The sequence below is a fragment of the Achromobacter anxifer genome (assembly GCF_903652925.1).
GTDB classification, from domain to species: Bacteria; Pseudomonadota; Gammaproteobacteria; order Burkholderiales; family Burkholderiaceae_B; genus Achromobacter; species Achromobacter anxifer.
The window spans coordinates 567140-586764 of sequence record NZ_CAHLAR010000001.1 but is presented as its reverse complement, the minus strand read 5'-3'; the positions used below and the strand labels follow the sequence as shown (position 1 = coordinate 586764).

General features: G+C 67.4%; 12 protein-coding genes. 5 read left to right on the top strand and 7 right to left on the bottom strand.

Annotation, left to right across the window (positions count from 1 at the left end; all coding sequences use genetic code 11):
* Positions 1–266 precede the first annotated feature (266 nt).
* The 5 genes from HWY37_RS02755 to HWY37_RS02735 all read left to right on the top strand — a co-directional run bounded on the left by HWY37_RS02755 (position 267) and on the right by HWY37_RS02735 (position 6595).
* A complete protein-coding gene (locus tag HWY37_RS02755) occupies positions 267–1868 on the top strand; it encodes a sensor domain-containing diguanylate cyclase (protein WP_176087804.1) in 1602 nt (533 codons plus the stop codon).
* A gap of 95 nt (positions 1869–1963) precedes the next feature.
* On the top strand, positions 1964–3022 hold the full coding sequence (locus tag HWY37_RS02750) for a Bug family tripartite tricarboxylate transporter substrate binding protein (protein ID WP_176087803.1): 1059 nt from the start codon (positions 1964–1966) through the stop codon (positions 3020–3022).
* Between the two features lie 43 nt (positions 3023–3065).
* Complete coding sequence (locus tag HWY37_RS02745) at positions 3066–3977, top strand: fumarylacetoacetate hydrolase family protein (RefSeq protein WP_176087802.1); 912 nt, start codon at positions 3066–3068, stop codon at positions 3975–3977.
* 46 nt (positions 3978–4023) lie between these two features.
* Complete coding sequence (locus tag HWY37_RS02740) at positions 4024–5226, top strand: amino acid aminotransferase (RefSeq protein WP_175207084.1); 1203 nt, start codon at positions 4024–4026, stop codon at positions 5224–5226.
* A gap of 43 nt (positions 5227–5269) precedes the next feature.
* Entirely contained in the window at positions 5270–6595 is a 1326-nt protein-coding gene (locus HWY37_RS02735) for a M20 metallopeptidase family protein (RefSeq protein WP_343060911.1), read from the top strand.
* Between the two features lie 58 nt (positions 6596–6653).
* On the opposite strand, the gene HWY37_RS02730 is transcribed toward HWY37_RS02735, so the two are convergent.
* The 7 genes from HWY37_RS02730 to HWY37_RS02700 form a co-directional block, all read right to left on the bottom strand.
* Positions 6654–7439, bottom strand: a complete 786-nt coding sequence (locus HWY37_RS02730) for a crotonase/enoyl-CoA hydratase family protein (protein ID WP_176087801.1) — start codon at positions 7437–7439, stop codon at positions 6654–6656.
* A gap of 24 nt (positions 7440–7463) precedes the next feature.
* Positions 7464–8471 (bottom strand): acyl-CoA dehydrogenase family protein, encoded by a 1008-nt coding sequence (locus tag HWY37_RS02725; protein WP_175207087.1) that lies wholly within the window; start codon positions 8469–8471, stop codon positions 7464–7466.
* Between the two features lie 11 nt (positions 8472–8482).
* Positions 8483–9646: an acyl-CoA dehydrogenase family protein gene (locus tag HWY37_RS02720; protein ID WP_176087800.1), complete on the bottom strand. Its 1164-nt coding sequence runs from the start codon at positions 9644–9646 to the stop codon at positions 8483–8485.
* The gene (locus HWY37_RS02715) at positions 9643–10890 is read right to left on the bottom strand and encodes a CaiB/BaiF CoA transferase family protein (RefSeq protein ID WP_175207170.1); all 1248 of its coding nucleotides are present in this window, start codon (positions 10888–10890) and stop codon (positions 9643–9645) included. Before HWY37_RS02715 ends, HWY37_RS02720 begins: the two co-directional genes overlap by 4 nt.
* Positions 10887–11867, bottom strand: a complete 981-nt coding sequence (locus HWY37_RS02710; protein WP_175207089.1) for a Bug family tripartite tricarboxylate transporter substrate binding protein — start codon at positions 11865–11867, stop codon at positions 10887–10889. Before HWY37_RS02710 ends, HWY37_RS02715 begins: the two co-directional genes overlap by 4 nt.
* A gap of 156 nt (positions 11868–12023) precedes the next feature.
* A complete protein-coding gene (locus HWY37_RS02705) occupies positions 12024–13364 on the bottom strand; it encodes a hypothetical protein (protein WP_175207090.1) in 1341 nt (446 codons plus the stop codon).
* Positions 13361–19606: an AAA domain-containing protein gene (locus HWY37_RS02700; protein WP_176087799.1), complete on the bottom strand. Its 6246-nt coding sequence runs from the start codon at positions 19604–19606 to the stop codon at positions 13361–13363. The genes HWY37_RS02705 and HWY37_RS02700 overlap by 4 nt, the downstream gene beginning before the upstream one ends.
* Between the last annotated feature and the right edge of the window lie 19 nt (positions 19607–19625).

Genomic DNA, 19625 nt, shown 5'->3' with positions numbered 1-19625 from the left:
TTGCTGGCAACCTGGGCCCGCCCGCGCCGGCCCGGCTGTATCGGCTCAAATCGAAAACGGATCGATTTTTTTCCAGAGCCCGCGAGAGATCACGTTTTTTTCGACGAAACGTGGAATTGCCTCGACCAAACGTCGCCAGGTCCGGCATCTTGACTTGACGCAGGCTTGCCGCAAAACTGCAAGCTCCATACGCGCGCCGAACAGGCACGGCCCGGCGCGAAGGGCCCCGATTCACCGATCAGAAGCGTTGTTGAAGGAGCTTCGCCTTGGCCACTGCTGCAATGCCCAGACTGAAGTTGCGCCGGCTCGTCACCGTGCTGGCGCTGGCGAGCGGGTTGATCGCCTTCGTCAATACGCTCTACGCGGCCTATCTGGTCCAGCGCGAACAACTGATCGCCAACACGCTCGAGGCCAACAGGGCCTATGCGGTCAAGCTGGCCGAAGTCACCGACCTGTACATCGAATCCATACAGCGGCAGCTGATCCTTTCCGCCGAGCGGGCGCCGCACCTGCAGGGATCGAAGACGGCGCTGGAAGACGAGCTGGCGCGCCTGGTCCATCAAGCCGACGGCGTCATGACCGCGGCCATCACCGACAAGAATGGCACCATCCTGGCCACCGCGCCGCCCAACCTCGGCTTCGACGGCAAGACGCTGGTGCGGCAACAACTGGCGTCCGGCCCCCAACGCATGAAGGGCCAGATATCGACGCCCTACATAGGCATGGCGGGGAAGCTCGTCCTGGCCTTTTCCGAACCCTACACCGACGCGCATGGCGCCTATGCCGGCACGATCATCACCGCCATGCCGCTGCGGCAAGGCAACGAATTCGACAAGCTGGTGGGAGAACACTTCTACCGCGACGGCTCCTATCTCTATGTCGTCGACGGCACGGGGACCATCATCTACCACAAGGACAAGGAACGCATCGGCACCAGCGAAAAGAGCAACGCGGCCGTCGACGCCCTGCTGCGCGGCGAGACCGGCGCAATGCCCGTGGTCAACACCCTGGGCAATCACATGCTGGCCGGCTACGCCGCGCTCAAGCACGGCGGCTGGGGCGTAGTGGCGCAACGGCCGCTGGACGAAACGCTGCGCCCCCTGCAAAGCCTGACGAGCCGGGTCGTGCTCTACGCCTTGCCCCTGGGCCTGATCATGTTCCTGGCGATCTACCTGTTGGGCCGCTGGATTTCCCGGCCCCTAGAGGAACTGGCGCAGGTCATTGAACGGGACCAGCCCGACGCTTCCGCCAGCGACCTCGGCAAGATCAAAGGCTGGTACTACGAAGCGGCGCGCCTCAGGAATGCCGTGACGACCAGCCAGAGTTCCCAGACCCGGCGCATCGACAAGCTGAACTCCGACACCATCACCGACCCCATGACCGGCCTTTTCAACCGCAGAGGCCTGGCGCTGGCGGTCGCGCGCCAGCAGCAGACGCTACAGCCGTTCGCGGCGCTGGCGCTGGACCTGGACCACTTCAAGCGCGTCAACGACACCTTCGGGCATGCGGTCGGAGACCAGGTCCTGATCGCGCTGGCCGCGATCCTCAGGGCCAGCGTACGGACGGAAGACGCGCCGTGCCGCGTCGGCGGCGAAGAGTTCCTGGTCCTGATGCCGGACGCCTCGCGCGACACCGCCGAAAAGGTCGCCGAGCGCATCAGGGCGGCAACGGCCGGCCACGCCATGCCGCAGGCGGCGGGACACATCACGGTGTCCATCGGCGTCGCGCTGTGGCCGTCCGACGACCCTGACGTGGAACAGGTGATGGCCAAGGCCGACCAGGCCCTGTACCAGGCGAAGAACGCGGGACGCAACCGGGTCGAGGTCTGGGCGGCTGCGGCAGGGCTTCCGCACATGAATTCCATTTAGCTTTCACCAGATGATTTATCTTCATTAGACGGTTTTCACCATCCGCCTAAAATCACCGCCAGGGTCGATTCCAATAAAAAGACCGTGGAGACAAAATGAAGATAGCCATGCCTGACGCTGGCACCGCGCAGCCTGATCCGGCTCGTCCGCAGTCCGCCATCCGCAAGGAAAATTGCGGCTCGCCCCGCCGATGCTCCCTGATTTCCCGCCTCAAGTTCCTGGCGTTGGCAAGCATGCTTGCGGCGACGGCCAGCCATGCGCAGCAACAGCCCGCCAAGCTGGTTGTCGGCCTGCCCGCGGGCGGCTCGTTCGACAGCATCGCCCGGATCGTGGCGGAGAAACTGCCCAGTCGGCTGGATCGGCCAGTGGTGGTTGAAAACCGCCCTGGCGCGCAAACGCGCATCGCCGTTCAAGCGGTCAAGGGCGCGGCCCCGGACGGCAACACGCTGTTGGTGGCGCCCGGCGTGGCCATCTTTCTCTACCCGCATCTGTTCCGGCAACTCAGCTATGCGCCATTCACCGACCTGAAGCCCGTAACCCAGCTGGTGAGCTGGGACATCGTGCTCGCCGTGGCCGCCGATTCGCCCATCACCTCGTTCGAGGAATTCCGCGCCTGGGCCAGGCAGAACCCCGACAAGACGTTCTACGGCACCTCGGGCACCGGCAGCCTGCAGCATTTTCTGGGCGTATCGCTGGCCAAGCGCCTGGGCACGCCGCTGGAGCACGTCGCCTTCAAGGGCGGCAAGGACGCCGTCACCGCGTTGCTGGGCGGCCATATCAACGCCATCGTGATGGACGCTGGCGAAGTGGTGCCACTGGCGCAGGCAGGCAAGCTGCGCACGCTCGCGACGTTCAGCGCCCAACGCGAACCCGCCTTGCCTCAGACGCCGACCATGCGCGAACTGGGCCTGGGCGACCTGGAGACCTCGGGCTGGGCTGGGCTCTATGTACCGGCCGGCACCCCGGAGCCTGTCATCGGCAAATTGAACGCGGCGGTGACCGATATCCTTGCCCTCCCCGACGTGGCTGCCCGCATCGCCGAACTGGGCATGCGACCTGCCGGCGGACCGCCGCAGAAAGTCGATGCGCTGGCGCGCGAGCAGTTCGAACAATGGCGCGACACCGTGGCCCAATCCGGCTTCGTGGCCGATTGAATCCGGCCGCCGTCTTTTACTCAATCCCGCAGGATCATCACCCATGTTCGCTCTGACTACCCTGGACGTGGATTCGCGTCCCGTCGCCTGCCTGGAACTCGAAGGCAAGCACTATCCCTTGGCCGCCTGCGCCCGGGCGCTGGATCTGCCAGCCCTGGACACATCGGTACGGAATCTGTTCGATGACTGGCCGGGTTCGCTGGCCTTGCTTGAACAGGCGGCCGCTCGCCGCGCGGCGCTGGCCGGCCACGAAATCGCCGAGCCGGTCCGCCACCTGGCTCCGCTGCAGTATCCAGGCAAGGTGCTCTGCGCCGGCGCGAACTATCACGACCACCTAGCGGAAATGAACGTGCCGAACGCGGCCGACAAGTCGGCGCAGCGGCTGTTCTTTTTCTTCAAGCCGCCGCGGCAGGCCGTGGTCGGCGAAGGCCCCACGGTGCGCATGCCCATCGCCTGCGAGCGCCTGGATTGGGAAATCGAACTGGCGCTCGTCATCGGCAAAACCGCCCGGAACCTCAGCCCGGAGGAAGCGCTGGACCATGTGGCGGCGTACACCGTTGCCGTGGACATGTCGGCCCGCGACCTCAACAAGGCTCCCGACACCTTCTACAAGCTGGACTGGGTGGCCGGCAAGGCGCACGACACCAGTTGCCCGCTCGGACCGCGGCTGGTACCCGCCGCCTTCATCCGCGACCCCATGGACCTGGGGATGAAGCTCAGCGTCAACGGCCAGCTCAAGCAGGACGCGCGCACGAGCGGAATGGTCTTCGACATCCGCGAACAGCTGGCGACCCTGAGCCGCATCATGACACTGGAGCCCGGCGACCTGGTGTTGACCGGCACGCCCGCCGGCGTCGGCGCGCCACAAGGCACTTTCCTGAAGATCGGCGATGAAATCAGCGCGACGATCGAAGGCATCGGCACCTTGGCGGTGCAAATACAGCCGTCGCGCTGACATCCCGGCCTGGCCATGGCCGCCATCCCATCCATGAGGCAGTTCCATGCAGTCCCTTTTCTCTCCCCAGCCGGCCGAGGCCGGCGATGCGATCTTCGCGCTGGTTGAAGCTTTCCAGAATGATCCCGCGCCCCACAAAGTCAGTCTCAGCATCGGCACCTACTTCGCCGAGGACGGCAGCATCCCGGTAATGCGCGCCGTGCGCCAGGCCAGCGACATGCTGCTGCAGGCAGGCAAGCCGCATCCCTACCTGCCCATCCCGGGATCGGCGCCCTACCGCAACGCCGCGAGATCGTTGGTGTTCGGGACGGACAGCGCGGAACCGGAACGGATCGTGACCGTGCAAAGCGTCGGCGGCACGGGCGCGTTGAAACTGGGCGCAGACCTGCTGCGCCGCACCTGCCCCGAGGCCGAGGTCTGGGTCAGCGATCCGACCTGGGAGAACCACGGCCAGATCTTTCGCCAGGCGGGCTTCGCGGTGCACGAGTATCCCTACTACGACCCCGCGACGGCCACCGTGCGCTTCGCGCAGATGCAGGCCGCCCTGCAGGCGCTGCCTGCCGGTTCCATCGTCGTGCTGCACGCCAGTTGCCATAACCCGACCGGCGTGGACCTTTCCGCGGACCAATGGGACGCTCTCACCGCGCTCTTTGCGCGGCAGAGGCTGATTCCCTTCTTCGACCTTGCCTACCAAGGGTTCGGAGGCGGCCTGGACGCGGACGCCGCCCCTATCCGGATGATGGCTCGCGCCGGTATGGAATGCCTGGTCGCCAGTTCCTTTTCCAAGAATTTCTCGCTCTACGGCGAACGTTGCGGCGCGCTGCACGTTATCTGCCGCGATGAAGGCGCGGCGGACAGCGCCCTCGGCCAGCTCAAGTCGCTGATCCGGGGCAATTACTCCACCCCGCCCACATTTGGCGCCGCGCTGGTGGCCACCGTCCTGAACGATCCGGCGCTGCGGCAACTCTGGGCCGACGAGCTGGAGCAAATGCGCACGCGGCTGGCCGGCTTGCGTGGCCGCCTGGCCATGGAGTTGGCGCAACTGACCGGCGAGCCGGAGACATGGCGTTGCGTCGAACAGCAGCAGGGGCTTTTCAGCTATATGCGGCTGAGTCCTCCGCAAGTCGACACGCTGCGCCGGGAACACGCCGTCTACCTGCTCAAATCCGGCCGGCTGTGCGTGGCCGGCTTGACCGACTGCAACATCGAGTATGTTGCGCGCGCCATCGCCGCGGTGACGCGCCGCTAGACACCCTCCACGGGGCTAATGCAACGTTCTTCTGGAGCAAGGCATGACCACGATCCCCCGCCTGTTTTCCGCGAGCCTCGGCCTGGCTCTGGGCATGACCCTGGCGGCGCCCGCCTTCACCGCCGGCACGGACCTGCTGCAGACCGGCCTCGTTCTGGCCGACAAGACCGAACCTGAGGTGATCGCGTGGCGGCGCCACATTCATCAGCACCCGGAGTTGTCGTATCAGGAAACCGAAACGGCGAAGTACATCGCCGACGCCCTGCGCGCCATGCCGGGCATCACGGTCGAAACCGGGATCGCGCGCACCGGCATCAAGGCCGTGCTCAAGGGCGGCAAGCCCGGGCCCGTGGTGGCGTTGCGCGCCGACATGGATGCCCTGCCCGTCGAGGAACGCAACGACCTGCCGTTCCGTTCCCAGGCCAAGGCCACCTGGCGCGGCGAGCAGGTATCGGTGTCCCACGCCTGCGGCCACGACACGCACGTCGCGATGCTGCTCGGCGCCGCCCAGGCCTTTTCGGCCATGCGCGAGGAGCTTCCGGGCACCATCGTCTTCCTGTTCCAGCCCGCCGAAGAATGGGGCCCAGACAAGGAACCCAGCGGCGCCAAGGCCATGATTGCCCAAGGCGTACTGGTGAATCCCAAAGTGGACGTGGTGTTCGGCCAGCACATCGGCGCCGGTGCCCCGTCCGGCACCATCGCTTACCTTGCCGGCCCCGCCATGGCCAGCGGCGATCGCTTCGAGATCTCGTTGCATGGCAACGGCGGGCACGGCGGCAGGCCATGGACCGCCAACTCCGCACTCGTCCCCGCCGCCGAACTGGCGCTGGCCTTGCAAGGCATAACCAGCAGCAAGGTGGACCAATCCGACGGCGTCACGGTGCTATCCCTAGGCATGCTGCAAAGCGGACGACGCCCGAACATCCTGCCCGAGAACGCCGAACTCGCGGGCACCGTGCGCTCGCTATCGTCGCGCAACCAGCGCATCGTGCACGAGGCCATCCGCGCGCGGGCCGAGCACATCGCGCAAGCCTACGGCCTGAATTCCAAGGTGGACATATACACAGGCTACGAAGTCGTCGACAACGACAAGCCCCTGACCGGAAAACTGATACCAGCGTGGCAGGCGGCGGCGGGAGCCGGCAAGGCCGTGGAACTGCCGGCGCCGTCGACGGGCAGCGAGGATTTCGGCGCCTATGGCGTCAGCGGCAAAGTGCCATCGGTGTTCTGGTTCATCAATGCCTCACCTTACGGCGACAAGAGCGGAGCGCCCAACCATTCGCCGGAGTTCGCCATCGATGAAAGCGCACTGCGCGTCGGTGTGCGGGCGCTGGTGGCTTCCGCGCTGACGTATATGGGCGGGCAGTAGGCTGCGGATGCCAAAATCCGGCGCTGCCGATGCAACGTCGCATCAGCGGCGCCGCCATTCAAAACCGCGGCGCGCGCTTTTCAATGAAGGCAGTAACGGCCTCGCGGTGTTCCGCGGTCTTGTGAGCCAGCGCCTGATAACTGGCGGACAGCTCCAGCAAGGACGCGAGGCTGCTGTGCTGGCCTTCGCGCAGCAGACGCTTGGTCATGCGCATGACGCCGCCCGGATTGGCAGCGATCTTGGCGGCCAGCGTCTTCGCCGTTGGCAGCAGATCCGCCGCCGGCACCACCCGGCTGACCAAGCCGCAGGCCAGCGCGTCCTGCGCGCTGATGGCCTCGCCCGTGTAGGCCATTTCGCTTGCGCGGGCCATGCCCACCGCGCGCGGCAGCAACCAGGCGCCGCCGTCCCCGGGCACAATGCCGACGCGCACGAAGCTCTCGGCGAACGTGGCCGTGTCCGCGGCGATGCGGATGTCGCACATGCAGGCGATGTCCAGGCCGGCGCCGATGGCCGGGCCGTTGACGGCGCAGATCACCGGCACGTCCAGGCCATGCAGTGCCAGCGGAACGCGCTGGATGCCCTGGCGGTACTCCTCGCAGATGCGCTCGGGTGTCAGCGCGTCGTCGAAGTAGCGGCGCATGTCCTTCACATTGCCGCCCGAGCTGAAGATCGGCCCGGTGGCGGTCAGGATCAGCACCTTCACGCCCGCGTCCTGGCGGATGTCGGCGCACAGCTGCACGATCTCTTCGATCGCGGTATTGCCGGTCAGCGCATTGCGTGTTTCCGGCTGGTTCATGGTGGCGACGACGATGCCGCCCTCGCGTTCAATCTGCAGAAAGGCCATGCAAGAATCTCCTGAAAGCCGGGCTCAGGCCGGAACGTCGGTAATCAAGCGCACCAGGTCCAGGGTCGGACCATGGTGCGCGAATAGCGCCTCTCCCGCCACGTCGTGCCAGTAGGCTTCGCTGCCCGCCGTCTGGCGCCAGGCATGCAGGCGGCGCGTGTAGAGCTGCAAATCGTACTCCTCGGTAAAACCGATGGCGCCGTGCACCGCATGCGCAAGTTCGGCCACCGCCAGCGCCGCTTCGCTGCAGCGCACCTTGGCGACAGCGACCCGCAGCCGATCCGGGACCGCGCCCTGGGCATGGCATCCCAGCTGCGCGGCCATGCGCGCGGCGCAAACGTGCTCGCTCATCACGGCCAACTGATGCTGGATGGCCTGGAACTTGCCGATGGGCCTGCCGAACTGCTGGCGTTCGTTGGCGTACTGCAGCGTGCGTTCCAGCACGCTGCCCAGCGCGCCGGCCATCTGCGGCGCGACGACGCAAGCCTGCAAGGTGCGGACGTCGATCGCCGCGTCCAGCGCCACGATCGGCGCAGCCGCGACCTGGGCCGCATCCCAGCGCATGGCGACGTCCAGCGCCAACGCTTGCGGCTCCCGGCGCGCCTGCGCGGCATCCAGCAGGCGCCAGGCGTCGTCCGCCTGCGCCAGCACGCTGTCCGCCATGCGGCCGCCGCGCACCAGCGCGCAATGCCAGCCGCCGTCCTCCTGCTGCTGGCCGCGAGCCAGGGCGATGCTGCCCGCCGGCCGCAGCTGCGCCGGCAGCAGCGCGCGCGCGATCATGGTTTCGCCCAGCAGCAACGGCAACGCATGCGCGCCGCACTGCTCCAGCACGCCGAACACCTGCTCCAGGCTCAACCCGGAACCGCCTTCGTCTTCGCTCACCAGCGCATCGGCCAGACCGGCCTCCTCCAGCTGCCGCCAGAGCCGACCGGCGGACTCACCGCCAGCCTCGATGTCGCGCACCGCCTGCGGCGTGCAATGGTCCGCCAGCACCTGGCGCGCGGCATCGGCGTACAGATCGTTGTCGCTCATGTCATGCTCCCTCAGCGCAAGCCCAGGCCGCGCGCGATCATGCCGCGCAGGATCTCGCGAGTGCCACCCCGCAAGGAAAACGAAGGCGAGGCCTCCGTCACGTACTTCAAGGTCATCAGCAATTCCACCGGAATGTCCTCGGCCTCGCGCGAGTACAGGTCTTCAGCAATCCAGGCCGGGATCATCTGCTCCAGCGTGGTGCCCAATTCCTTGACCAGCGCCGCCTCCACGATGGGGCTGGCGCCGCGCGTCAGTTTCTCCTGCACCGATACCGACATGGCGCGCAGCGGCGTCAACTGGCCCAGCACCTTGCCGGCCAGCCGCTGCGCAGAGGACGTGCGATTGGCCGGCAGGCGCGCATAGTCCAGCCACTGATCGAACAGCACGATGCTGGAGTACAGCCGTTCCGGACCGCTGCGCTCGAACGCCAGTTCGGCCGTCACCTGCTCCCAGCCCTGCCCTTCGGCGCCGATCAGCGCGTCGGAGCCCAGCTGCACGTTGTCGAAGAACACTTCGCAGAAATGGCTGTCGCCCGACAGGTCCTCGATCGGCCGCACCGTCACGCCTGGCAAGGACAGGTCGACGATGACTTGGGACAGGCCCTTGTGCCGGTCCTCCGGCGCGCCCGAGGTACGCACCAGGGCGATCATGTATTGGCAGTGGTGGGCGTTGGTGGTCCAGATCTTCTGCCCATTGAGCAGCCAGCCGCCCTCATTGGGCACGGCGCGCGTGCGCACGCTGGCCAGGTCCGAACCCGAGTTCGGCTCGCTCATGCCTATGCAGAAGAACGACTCGCCGCGGCAGATGCGCGGAATATGGAAGCGTTTCTGAGCTTCCGTGCCGTACTTGAGGATGAGCGGCGCGCTCTGGCGGTCCGCAATCCAGTGCGACCCGACGGGTGCGCCGGCGTTCAGGAATTCCTCCACCAGCACATAGCGCGCGAATGCGCTGCGCCCGCCGCCGCCGTACTCGGGCGGCAGGGTCAGGCCGATCCAGCCGCGCTCGCCGATGCGCCGGCTGAAAGCGGTGTCGTAGCCGCCCCAGGAGCGCGCCCGCAGATGCGCCGGCATGTCGCGCACGGCTTCCTGCAGAAAGGCGCGCACGACGGGGCGCAACGCCTCGTCCTCGGGCGGAATGCGCGTCAGCGGCAAGGCGAGTGAATTCAGGGCTGTCATCCCAGGACTCCATTGACTCGATACGTATGCAGGGTTTCCGGGCTCAGGCCCAGATGGCGCGCGAGGATCGCGTCGGTGTGCTGGCCCAGCTGCGGCGGCGCATGGCGGTAGCTCACCGGCGTGTCCGACAGACGTATCGGACTGGCGACCAGCGGCACTTCGCCGGCCTGCGGGTGCTGCATGCTCATCCTGAGTCCGCGCGCCTGGACCTGCGGATCCTCGAACACGTCCGCGATGGTGTTGATGGGCCCGCAAGGCACGCCGTGCTGCTCCAGCAAGGCGATCCACTCGCGCGTGCTGCGGGTCACGGTGATGGCGCGCAGGCCTTCGATCAGTTCATCCCGATGCGCGATCCGCGCCGCGTTGCGCGCGAACCGCTCGTCCTGGGCCCATTGCGGCCGGTCTATCGCGGCGCATAGCCGCGCGAACTGGCCGTCGTTGCCGACCGCCAGGATCATGTGGCCGTCCGCCGTCGGGAAGTCCTGATATGGCAGCGTGTTGGGATGGGCATTGCCCATGCGTTGCGGGGCCTGCTGGCTGTACAGATAGTTCATCGCCTGGTTGCCCAGGCAGGCCACGCCCACGTCGAGCAGGGCCAGGTCGATATGCTGGCCGCGCCCGGTGTGCTCGCGCGCCTGCAGCGCAGCCAGGATGGCGGTGCTGGCGTACAGCCCCGTCAGGATGTCGGTCAGCGCCACGCCCACCTTCATGGGACCTCCTCCGGGCACGCCGTCCGGCAGGCCGGTAATGCTCATCAGACCGCCCATGCCTTGAATCAGGAAGTCGTAGCCGGCGCGGTGCGCATAGGGGCCATCCTGGCCAAAGCCGGTGACGGAGCAATACACCAGCCGGGGATTCAGCTCGCGCAACGAGGCATAGTCCAGGCCGTACTGCGCCAGGCCACCGGTCTTGAAGTTCTCGATCAGCACGTCGCATTGCCGTGCCAGGCGCCGCACCAGCTCCTGCCCTTCCGGCTTGGTGAAATCGATGCTGACCGACTGCTTGTTGCGGTTGGCGCACATGTAGTAGGCCGACTCGCCCGTGGGCTGTCCCGCAGCATCGGTCACGTAGGGCGGCCCCCAGGCACGGGTGTCGTCGCCCGTGCCCGGCCGCTCCACCTTGATCACTTCAGCGCCCAGGTCGCCCAGCGTCTGGGCGGCCCAAGGGCCGGCCAGCACGCGCGACAGGTCAAGCACCTTCACATTCCGCAGGGCTGGTGCCGTCATGGACGCCTCTTCCGTCATTGTTGGGGAACGTTGGCTTTCTTGACGATGCGCTGCCATAGCGCGATCTCCTTCTGCTGGAACTCGTGCATCTGCGCGGGGCCGCCCGTCATCGGCGTGGCGCCCAGGCGTTCATAGAAGGCGCGGGTTTCGGGCATCTTCGAAATGCGGGTGAAGAGTTCCGCCAGGCGTTCGGTCTGCTCGGCCGGCGTCTTGGCGCTGACCATCGCGCCGACCCAGGTGTAGGCCTCGAACCCAGGCAGCCCGGCTTCGCTCGCGGTCGGCACGTCGGGCGAGGTCCCGACACGCTGGTCCGAGGCCACCGCCACCACCTTCACCCGGCCGTCCTTGGCCAGTTCCTGCACCGCCGTCACCTCGGCGAAGGTGTAGTCCACCGTGCCCGAGGCCACGGCCGTGATGGCTTCGCTGGCGCCCTTGAACGGCACGTGCACCGTCTTCAGGCTGGCGCTGTCGTTCAGCAATTCGCCCATCAGCTGGTAGCCCGCCGATCCCGCGCCGAAGTTCACCTTGCCGGGATTGGCCTGGGCATAGGCGATCAGGTCCTTCAGGGTGCCATAGGGCGCCTGCGGGCTGACGGCCAGCATGGCTGGCGAACGCATCATCATGGTCAGCGGCGCGAAATCCTTGACGGGATCGTAGGGCAGCGCCTTGAACAGCGCCGCATTGACCGCCAGCGTCGAATTGCTGCCGATGAACACCGTGTAGCCGTCCGCCGGCGCTGACAGCACGTTCTTCACCGCGATGAAGCCATTGGCACCCGGCTTGTTCTCCACCACCACCGGCTGTCCCGTCAATTCCTGCAACTGGCGGGCGAAATAGCGCGCCGAGGTATCGGTGCCGCTGCCCGGGCCGAACGGCACGACGAACTTGATCGGCCGCGAAGGAAAGGTGTCGGCATGCGCGGCGGCCTGATGGCCGGCGGCGCCAAGCAGCGCAACGGCCAGCATGGCCGTCAGCATTTGTCTGCGATGCAGCATGGAAGTCTCCTTAGGTGGATGGCCGGCCGCTCTAGACGGCGGTCCTGGCCTTGGGGTCCAGCGGATGACTTTATGCGTGCATGATGGGGCTGTCTAATATTAAGAATTTCAGTTTTGATACTGAATGGGTATCAGATCAGGCAGCCCCTCAAACGCCTACCTCATACCGCGAGCCAGACTCGCGCTGCCTTGCATTCCTTCCGTTTCGGCCACCACCTTGAGCGGCACGGCGCCCACGCCGAGCGCGCGTTCTATCCGCAGCTCGTCGCCCTGCGCGGCCAGCAGGTCCTGCAGCTGGCCGAATTCGCCGCACCACATGGACTCGACGTCCCGGTCGCGCGACACGTCGCGGTTCGCGTCGGTGGACACCACGCGCACCTGCATGCGGCCGGTCTGGCCGCCGACTTCGACGCCGTAGTCGGGCACCGAGGATTTCTTGACCACCACGCGGCCGTCATCGGCCCAGGCCGTTTCCATGCCTTCGTGGACCTCATAGCCCAATTTCGCCAGGCCGCCCAGGATCGCGCGGCGGCGGGCGGCGGCCGCCTGTTGTTGCTGGACCTGTGCAAGCAGCGCTTGCCCGGACTCGACCAGCGCCATCACGGCTGGCGTGGCGGCTGCCGGGTCCAGCTGCGCGACTTGCTCGACGAAGGCCGCCGCTTCGGACGTCGCGTAGGCGCTCATCTCGGCGCCCAGTTCGTCCAGCGCCTGGCGGGCCGCGCGCTGCTTGCGGGCCGCGTCGATCGCGGCAGCCAGATCCAGGGTCAAGCTGTCCAGCAGGAGCCTGCGGCGGGCATCGTTCGCTTCCTGTTCCACCGCCACCAGCCTGGTCGCGTATCCAGCCGCCTCGGCCTGCCCCAGATGGACGCCGGCCTCGCCGATATGGCGGTCCAGCCGGGCAATCGCCGGATCCCGGTCCAGCGCGGCATTAGCCGCTTTCCAGGCTTGCAGCTCCATGACCGGTTCAGCGGAACCCAGGGCGCGGGCCAAGCTCTCCTGCGCGGCGCTGAGCGTTTTCGCGGCCTCGGGCGTCAACAACCCGAATGCCCGGGCCAACACGGCATCGGCGTCATCCAGCAGCTGGCCATCGCGCATGCGCGTCAGCGATGCGCCCAGTTCCGCCGGAACTGCGATGCCCTTCGCTTCGAGCGCACCCAGCACGGTCGCCGCGCCATGGCGAGTGTGGCGCTGGCGCCGGGCGGCTTGCTCCGCCTTGTCGGCTGCCGCCTGTTGCCGCCTCGCCGTGTCAGCCCTGAGGAAGGCAATCTCATCCGGCACGCCCTTCTCCAACCGCACCAGTTCGCTGGTTTCAACCAGCGCGGCCAGCGCCGCTCGCCGCCGCCAGGTCGCCGCGATTTCATCGTCCGACAGCATGCCGCAACCTTGGCCCTCGGTGATCCAGGCGGCGATGGCCTTGTCCAGGCGCTTCAACAGGCCGTCCGCGATCTCCAGCATCTGCTCTCGCGTAACCAGCACCACTACCTTCGGGCCACTCATGCCGCCACCTCCTGAACCATCGCAAGTTCGACTGCCGTCTTCAGCCGCGCGCGCTCGGCCTCGGGATCCTGATACCAGGCCTGCGAGGACACGCGATGCAGTCTTGGAATCGCGCGTCCCAGCACCGACGGACGCCAGATTTCGCGCGCCCTGGCTCGCATCAGAAGCGGATGACGCGGCGCATCGCATTCGATGCCCAGCGCATACAGCCCGGTCTCGGGGTCGGCGATGGCGAAATCCATGCCGAAGGCATCGCCTTCCTGCGCCGGCACGGGCGTAACGCCCAGCGTCTTCAGATAGGCGAGCACGTCGGCCGCGAAACCATCGGCGGCCTCTCCCTGCCGCGTCCTGGCATGCGCGCGTTCGCTGCCCATCCGCCCCATCAGGGCGCGGCCCGCGGCCAGCTCGCCATTGGACATGGCGCGCGCGTACTCCATATAGCCCTGCAGATAGTCGCGCGGCGCGGCCGGGCGGCGCTGCGTGGTCAGCATGTCGGAGATCTCGCGTATCGGCATGGACGTGACCAGCACCACCTTCTGGCGGGCCCGCGTCACGGCCACGTTCAGGCGCCGCTCGCCGCCTCGCTGGCCCAGCACGCCGAACAGGCGCCGGAACGTGCCCTGTCCATTGCGGCCGAAGGTGGTCGAAAACACGATGATGTCGCGCTCGTCGCCCTGCACGTTCTCCACGTTCTTGACGAAGGTCCCCATGTCCTCGCCGCGGTCCATCCGCTCCAGCTCCGCGCGGTAGGCATCACGGAAAGCCGCGTCGGCTTCGGCGCGCAATTCCAGCCGCTCCTGGATGAGATCGGCCTGTTTGCGGTTGAAGGTAACCACGCCCAGCGACGGGCGTTGCGCGGCCGGCTGCCGCCAGACGCCGGCCAGGTAATCGACCACGCGGTCCGCTTCGGCGCTGTTGGTCTGCTGTTCGTACAAGCCATCCACCTGGATCAGCTCCAGCGGCCGGACCTCGCGCACCGTGGCGTCGGGATGGCGCACCGGCACGCTGAGGTTGTTCTCGTAGAAGGCCGCGTTCGAATAGCCGATCAACTCGCGATAGGCCGAGCGGTAGTGGATCTGCAGGGTCGATACCGGCAAGGCGCTGCGCGCCAACTGCAGCAAGTCCGGACAATCCTTGATCTCGCGCCGGTTCCAGGTGTCTTCGAAACGCTCGCGCTCGTCTTCCGTCGCGGCTTCGTCGGGCTGTTCGCCGTCGTAGACCTCGGCCTCGTCGCTTTCCGCGCGGCTGGAGAAGAAGGCCGTGGGCGGCATCTGCTTCTCGTCGCCGCTGACGATCGAAAGACTGCCCCGGAACAAGGTCGGAATGGCGTATTCGACCGGCATCTGCGAGGCTTCGTCATAGACGACCGCGTCGAATAGGCCCGGCTTCAAAGGCAACACGCGGCTGGCCACGTCCGGATTCATCAGCCAGACCGGCCGCAATGCCATCAGGCCCAGATCCGAGCCCAATTCGATGAACTCGCGCAAGCGCCGCGAACGCCGGCCGGTCAGGCGCGTCACGTCTTCCCAGGCGCGCGCCGTGCCCAGGCGCGAACGGTCTATGCCGTTGCGCAACACCTCGCGGTTGAGCTCGCGCATCTTCTGGTCCGCCTCGGCCAGCGCACGGACCTTGGCCTCCGTCTCGGTCTGGTCCAGCAACAGCTCCGGATTGTCCTGTTCCATGCGGCGCTTCCAGCCCAGCCGCGCCTCGCGATTGATCAGGCGGCGCACCGCCTCGTCCAGATCAGCGGCGGGCACCTGCGCCAGCGCTTCCTCATGGCCGCGCAGGATCGCGAACACTTCCAGCGCGGCGTCGCCCAGATGACGCGCGCGGGTCCGGAACTGCTGATAGGCGGCCAGGGTCGGCAAGGCATCGCCGATCCGGTTCAAAGGCGCCTGATAGCTGATGTTCTGTGCGATGGCCTGGCGGCAGCCCGCGGCCAGTTCCGGCGACAGGAATTCCTCCAGCACGGCCAGGGCTCCCTGGCTGTGCTGGCGGGCGTTGTGGCGCACGAATGCCGCCTCGAAGCCGTCGATCAATTGCTCGACCGGCTCGCGGTTCCCCGTCATGACCGCGGATTCGAATTCGTCGCCGCGCGGCGCGGCTGAAAGATGCTGGGCGAGTTCGCGGATTTCTTCAAGCTGACGTAGGCGCGTGAAGCAAGCGTCCGCCAGGCCCTGCACCTCGTCCGGGGACACCGCATCCAGGCCCAGTTCACGGCTCATGCGATTGAGGTCGGCGCGCAGTGGCCGCAGGCCCTGCTCCAGCCGGCTCACCGCCAGCAGCCTGCGCAGGCCAGCATCATCCTGGGCAGCGCCCGCGGACTTCAGGAAAGTCATCAGGCTGGCGCGGCGCAGATAGCTCAGCGGATTCAGGCGCGACCAGAAGGTGGGCATCCGCGTCGCCAAGGCGGCCTTGCCCGCCAGGCGATCCAGTTCCTGATCGCTCAGGCGGGCCACGGCGGGCGACAGCGCGGGATCGTGATCGCCGGTAGCGCGCGACGCCAGCTCGCGATGCAGCGCAGCCAGGGCCGCGTACAGGCGCTGCCCTTCGGCGTCCGGGTTTCCGGCGGGCCGGAATAGAGGCAACCATTGCGCCAAGCGTTTGCGTTGCGTGTCGTCCAAAGCCACCAGGCGGCTGGCATGGACGTCCAGCCAGGCGTGGTAGGGCACGGGATCGTCGATATCGAAACGCGCCGGATGCGCGGCCAGCGTCTCAACGCGCAGACGCTCCGCTTCGCGGAACGCGGCGTACAGCGCGTTGAAGCCGTCCAGCGTCGCCGCATCCGTCGCAAACGACTGGAGCTGCGACAGCGCGCTGCCTTCGAATTTCGCCGGCAGCCAATAGCGCGTCAGCGGCGCGCACTGCTCTTCCAGCGTGGCCAAGGCCGAGATATCCAGCGCGGCCAGCTTGCCGCGCAGCTGCGGGACGCTGACGGGCGGCGTTCCGGCTTCGAGCTGGATCAACTCGCCCAGCAGGCCGCGAAAACTCAGCCCCGTCTGCGCGTCGACCTGATGCAGCGCCGCGTGCTGGCGGTCCAGCTCGCCTTCCAGCGACTCGATCCTGGCCGCCATGCGCTCGCGCTGCCGTATCCAGCTGTGATCGAAAGCCGTGCCGCGCAGGATCGCGTCCAGCTGTTCGCGCACGGCGCGTATGGTCGGCTCCCGGTCCTTGTTCACGTCGTTGAGCATCACGACGCGATCGCCCAGGCCTTCCGCCACCAGGCGCTTGTGGACCACATCCAGCGCCGCATGCTTCTGGCAGATGATCAGGAGGCTCTGGCCGCGTCCGATCGAGTCGGCGACCATGTTGACGATGGTCTGGCTCTTGCCGGTCCCCGGCGGCCCTTCCACCAGCAGGCCCGGCTCCTGCCGCGCCTGGAGGATGGCGGCCTCTTGCGAGGGGTCGCTCGCCACCGTCAGGTAGCGGTCGATCTCGGCCGACTCCGCCACCGGCGCTCCGTAAGCCGATTTGTCCTTCAACCGCAGCATGGATTCAAGCGCCGTGCCCGACGGCGACAACTGCTTGAGCTGGCGCAGGTCCTCGCCGATGGCCTGGCCCGCGAAGTCCACATGGAACAGCACCGCCGCGCAGGCGATCCGGGCGCTGCCGGCGGGCATCTCCAGGGACAGCGGCGGCAAGGCGCCAAGCTGGCGGCTGGTCACGTCGGCCAGCAGGCCGAAGGCGTCAACCACGTCGCCCGCCTTCAACGCCGACCGCCCCAGCACGTCGTCGGCGGCCGCCCGCCAGGCCTTGACCGCCTCGCGGCCCAGCAGTCCTTCCAGCGCCGGGTTGAGGCGCACTTCCTCGCGCTCGCCGTCGAAGGCCACCGCGACCTGTCCGCGCGCGCCCGCTTCCATCAGCAGCTTGGCGGGCCACAGCAGCACCGGCGCGATGCGAGGACGGACCGTGGCACGATGCTCGCGGTACAGCAGGAACGGGAAGCCCAGGTACAGGCCATCTATCCCGGTGTCACGCTTATAGAGCGAGGTCTGGCGGTACAGCGCGTGCAGGCGGTTATCCAGCATGGGCGCCGCGCCGAGCACGGCGGGGTCCACCGTCACCGACTGGGCATTGCGTCCCACCAGATGATCCAGCAAGGCGCTGCTGGAAACCCGGTCGCCGTTCAACTCGCGCAAATCGACCCGGGCCGTGGTCTTTCCTATGCCCATCCGCACCAGGGGACCGCGCAACACGGTGGTCGCGACTTTCTTCTCGAAGAAATCCAGCACTTGCGCCACGTACTGCTGCTTCTGCGGCTCCAGCCATTGCTCGGACGGCACCGCCAGCAGGACCAGCGCTTCGTGCAGGGGCAGACGGCGCTCCAGGCGGAACTCGTCCGCCCAGTCGTCCAGCGCCTGGTTGCCGGTGCGCGCAAACCCGGCGATCCGCTCGTCCACGGCGCGGAACAGATCGGCCCGGGACAGCGCCAGCAAGGCGCGCGCGGCATCACGCTCGAACAGCAGGATGCTCTCGCGCTGCGCCGCGCCGGCCGCCTGGTCGAGGATTTCCTCGACCGAGCGGAACTGCGAAATCGAGGCGCTCAAGAGGACAATCAGGTCCTCTTCGCTGAAGGTGCGCCGCTCGGACAGCGACAACAGGCCCGGGTGCTCGGAATCCGGCAGCAGCAGCCGCCGCTCTTCCCACTGCGCCGCCAACAAGGCGCGCGAGGTCGACAACACGGCGACGCGGACCATGTCCTCATCGAGCTGGATGTCCAGATTGCGCGCGCGTTGCCGCACCTGTTCCGCGCGCGTGCGCATCCGGGAAATCCAGCTTTCCGTATCCAGCTTGGCCAGGAAATCCGGGATCGGCCCGGTCACCAGGTCGTAGCCCTCCAGCGGGTTCTGCAACAGCCAGCCGGGCGTGACGATGTCGCCCCGCAGGATCAGCGGCATGTCGGGATTCAGCAGCTTCAGCGCAACCATCAAACGACCGTCATCGTCGACGCCCTCAAGCTGCATGGCCTGCCGCAATCCCGCCAGCGTCCTGGCGCCAGCGCCCGCCTGTTCGGCCCAGGTCAGCACCACGCCGCGGTTCAGGTGGTCGCGGGCCTCGTCCCAGTTTTCACGTTCCGCGGCCGCCAGGGCGAACACCGCGGGCCGGCGGAACTGTCGCTGGCCCAGGACAATGGTGGCGCCTTCCGCGGCATCGGCTTCCGTGGCGCTGGCCGAAGGCGCTGCCACCGGCGCGCCGTCCAACCAAGCCTTTACCTGCGGCCACTGCCAGCGTTCGTGGCGGTCGCGGGCCAGCAGGCCCCGCAGCAGCAGGTGCAACGAGGGCTCCAGGTCATCGGGCAGCGCCACGCCGTTGGCCAGCACGTGAATCAGGAAGGCGTGCGGGTTGATGCCTTCGAAGCAGCGGCCGTGGGTAAGCTGTTCCAGCAGGATCATGCCCAGGCTCCACCAGTCCGACGCCGCCGCCACGCCGCCCGCGATGGCCTCGGGCGCCATGTAGCGCGTCGTTTCCAGCGGCGAGACGATGTCCAGGTCGAACTCCGACAGGCGCGCCGAGCCGAAGCCGCTGATGACCAGGTCCAGCGGATCGCGGCTGCGCACCAGCAGGGTCGCCGGCCGCAGATCGCGATGCCGCAGCCCGACTTCGGAAAACGCATGCAGCGCGCGGCCCAGCTCGTCCACGACGTGCCTGATCGCCTCGACGTCATGCATGGCAATGCCCAGATCGGCCAGCGTGCCGCCGCTCATTTCTTCGGCGACCTCATAGGCGCGGCCGTCCCAGCGGCCGGTAGCGATGATCTCCGGCACGTGGCCCGTCGGCAGGCGGCGCAGCACGTCGTAGACGGCAGGGTCGGGTTCCGCGCCGGGGCGGTACAGCGTCAGCACGGCCTGGCGGGCGGTGTCCTGCTGTTGCGCCAGGTAGCGCTCGCGCACGCCGTCGGTGCTCGATATCTGGCGCAGCAGCCGCCAGCCGTCGATGCGGGTCTCGCCGGGATCCGTAGCGGCCTCGTCCGTGGCCGAAGGCGCGCCGGCGGCATCCGCGCCGCACTCCAGGCACATCAGATCGCCTTCGTTCATGGGATGGCCGTTGACGCACGCCAAGGCCGGACCCGGCTGGTCTTCCGTCCGCGGCTCGGCCGTCCTGACTTCCTGCGGCCGCCAGCCATCCGCGCGTATGGGCACCAGCGACAGGTCCCAGTCGCAAGAGGATCCATTGACCGTGCCGGCGCAGTAGAACTCGTCCACCGAGCGCTCGGTGTGGCAGTTCGGGCAAAAACGCATCATGACTGCTGATTCCTGTCTT

Bases quoted from the DNA above. Each gene is read 5' to 3' on its own strand.
- HWY37_RS02750 (WP_176087803.1), top strand. From the start codon at position 1,964: ATGAAGATAGCCATGCCTGACGCTGGCACCGCGCAGCCTGATCCGGCT.
- HWY37_RS02745 (WP_176087802.1), top strand. From the start codon at position 3,066: ATGTTCGCTCTGACTACCCTGGACGTGGATTCGCGTCCCGTCGCCTGC.
- HWY37_RS02740 (WP_175207084.1), top strand. From the start codon at position 4,024: ATGCAGTCCCTTTTCTCTCCCCAGCCGGCCGAGGCCGGCGATGCGATC.
- HWY37_RS02735 (WP_343060911.1), top strand. From the start codon at position 5,270: ATGACCACGATCCCCCGCCTGTTTTCCGCGAGCCTCGGCCTGGCTCTG.
- HWY37_RS02730 (WP_176087801.1), bottom strand. From the start codon at position 7,439: ATGGCCTTTCTGCAGATTGAACGCGAGGGCGGCATCGTCGTCGCCACC.
- HWY37_RS02725 (WP_175207087.1), bottom strand. From the start codon at position 8,471: ATGAGCGACAACGATCTGTACGCCGATGCCGCGCGCCAGGTGCTGGCG.
- HWY37_RS02720 (WP_176087800.1), bottom strand. From the start codon at position 9,646: ATGACAGCCCTGAATTCACTCGCCTTGCCGCTGACGCGCATTCCGCCC.
- HWY37_RS02715 (WP_175207170.1), bottom strand. From the start codon at position 10,890: ATGACGGAAGAGGCGTCCATGACGGCACCAGCCCTGCGGAATGTGAAG.
- HWY37_RS02710 (WP_175207089.1), bottom strand. From the start codon at position 11,867: ATGCTGCATCGCAGACAAATGCTGACGGCCATGCTGGCCGTTGCGCTG.
- HWY37_RS02705 (WP_175207090.1), bottom strand. From the start codon at position 13,364: ATGAGTGGCCCGAAGGTAGTGGTGCTGGTTACGCGAGAGCAGATGCTG.
- HWY37_RS02700 (WP_176087799.1), bottom strand. From the start codon at position 19,606: ATGATGCGTTTTTGCCCGAACTGCCACACCGAGCGCTCGGTGGACGAG.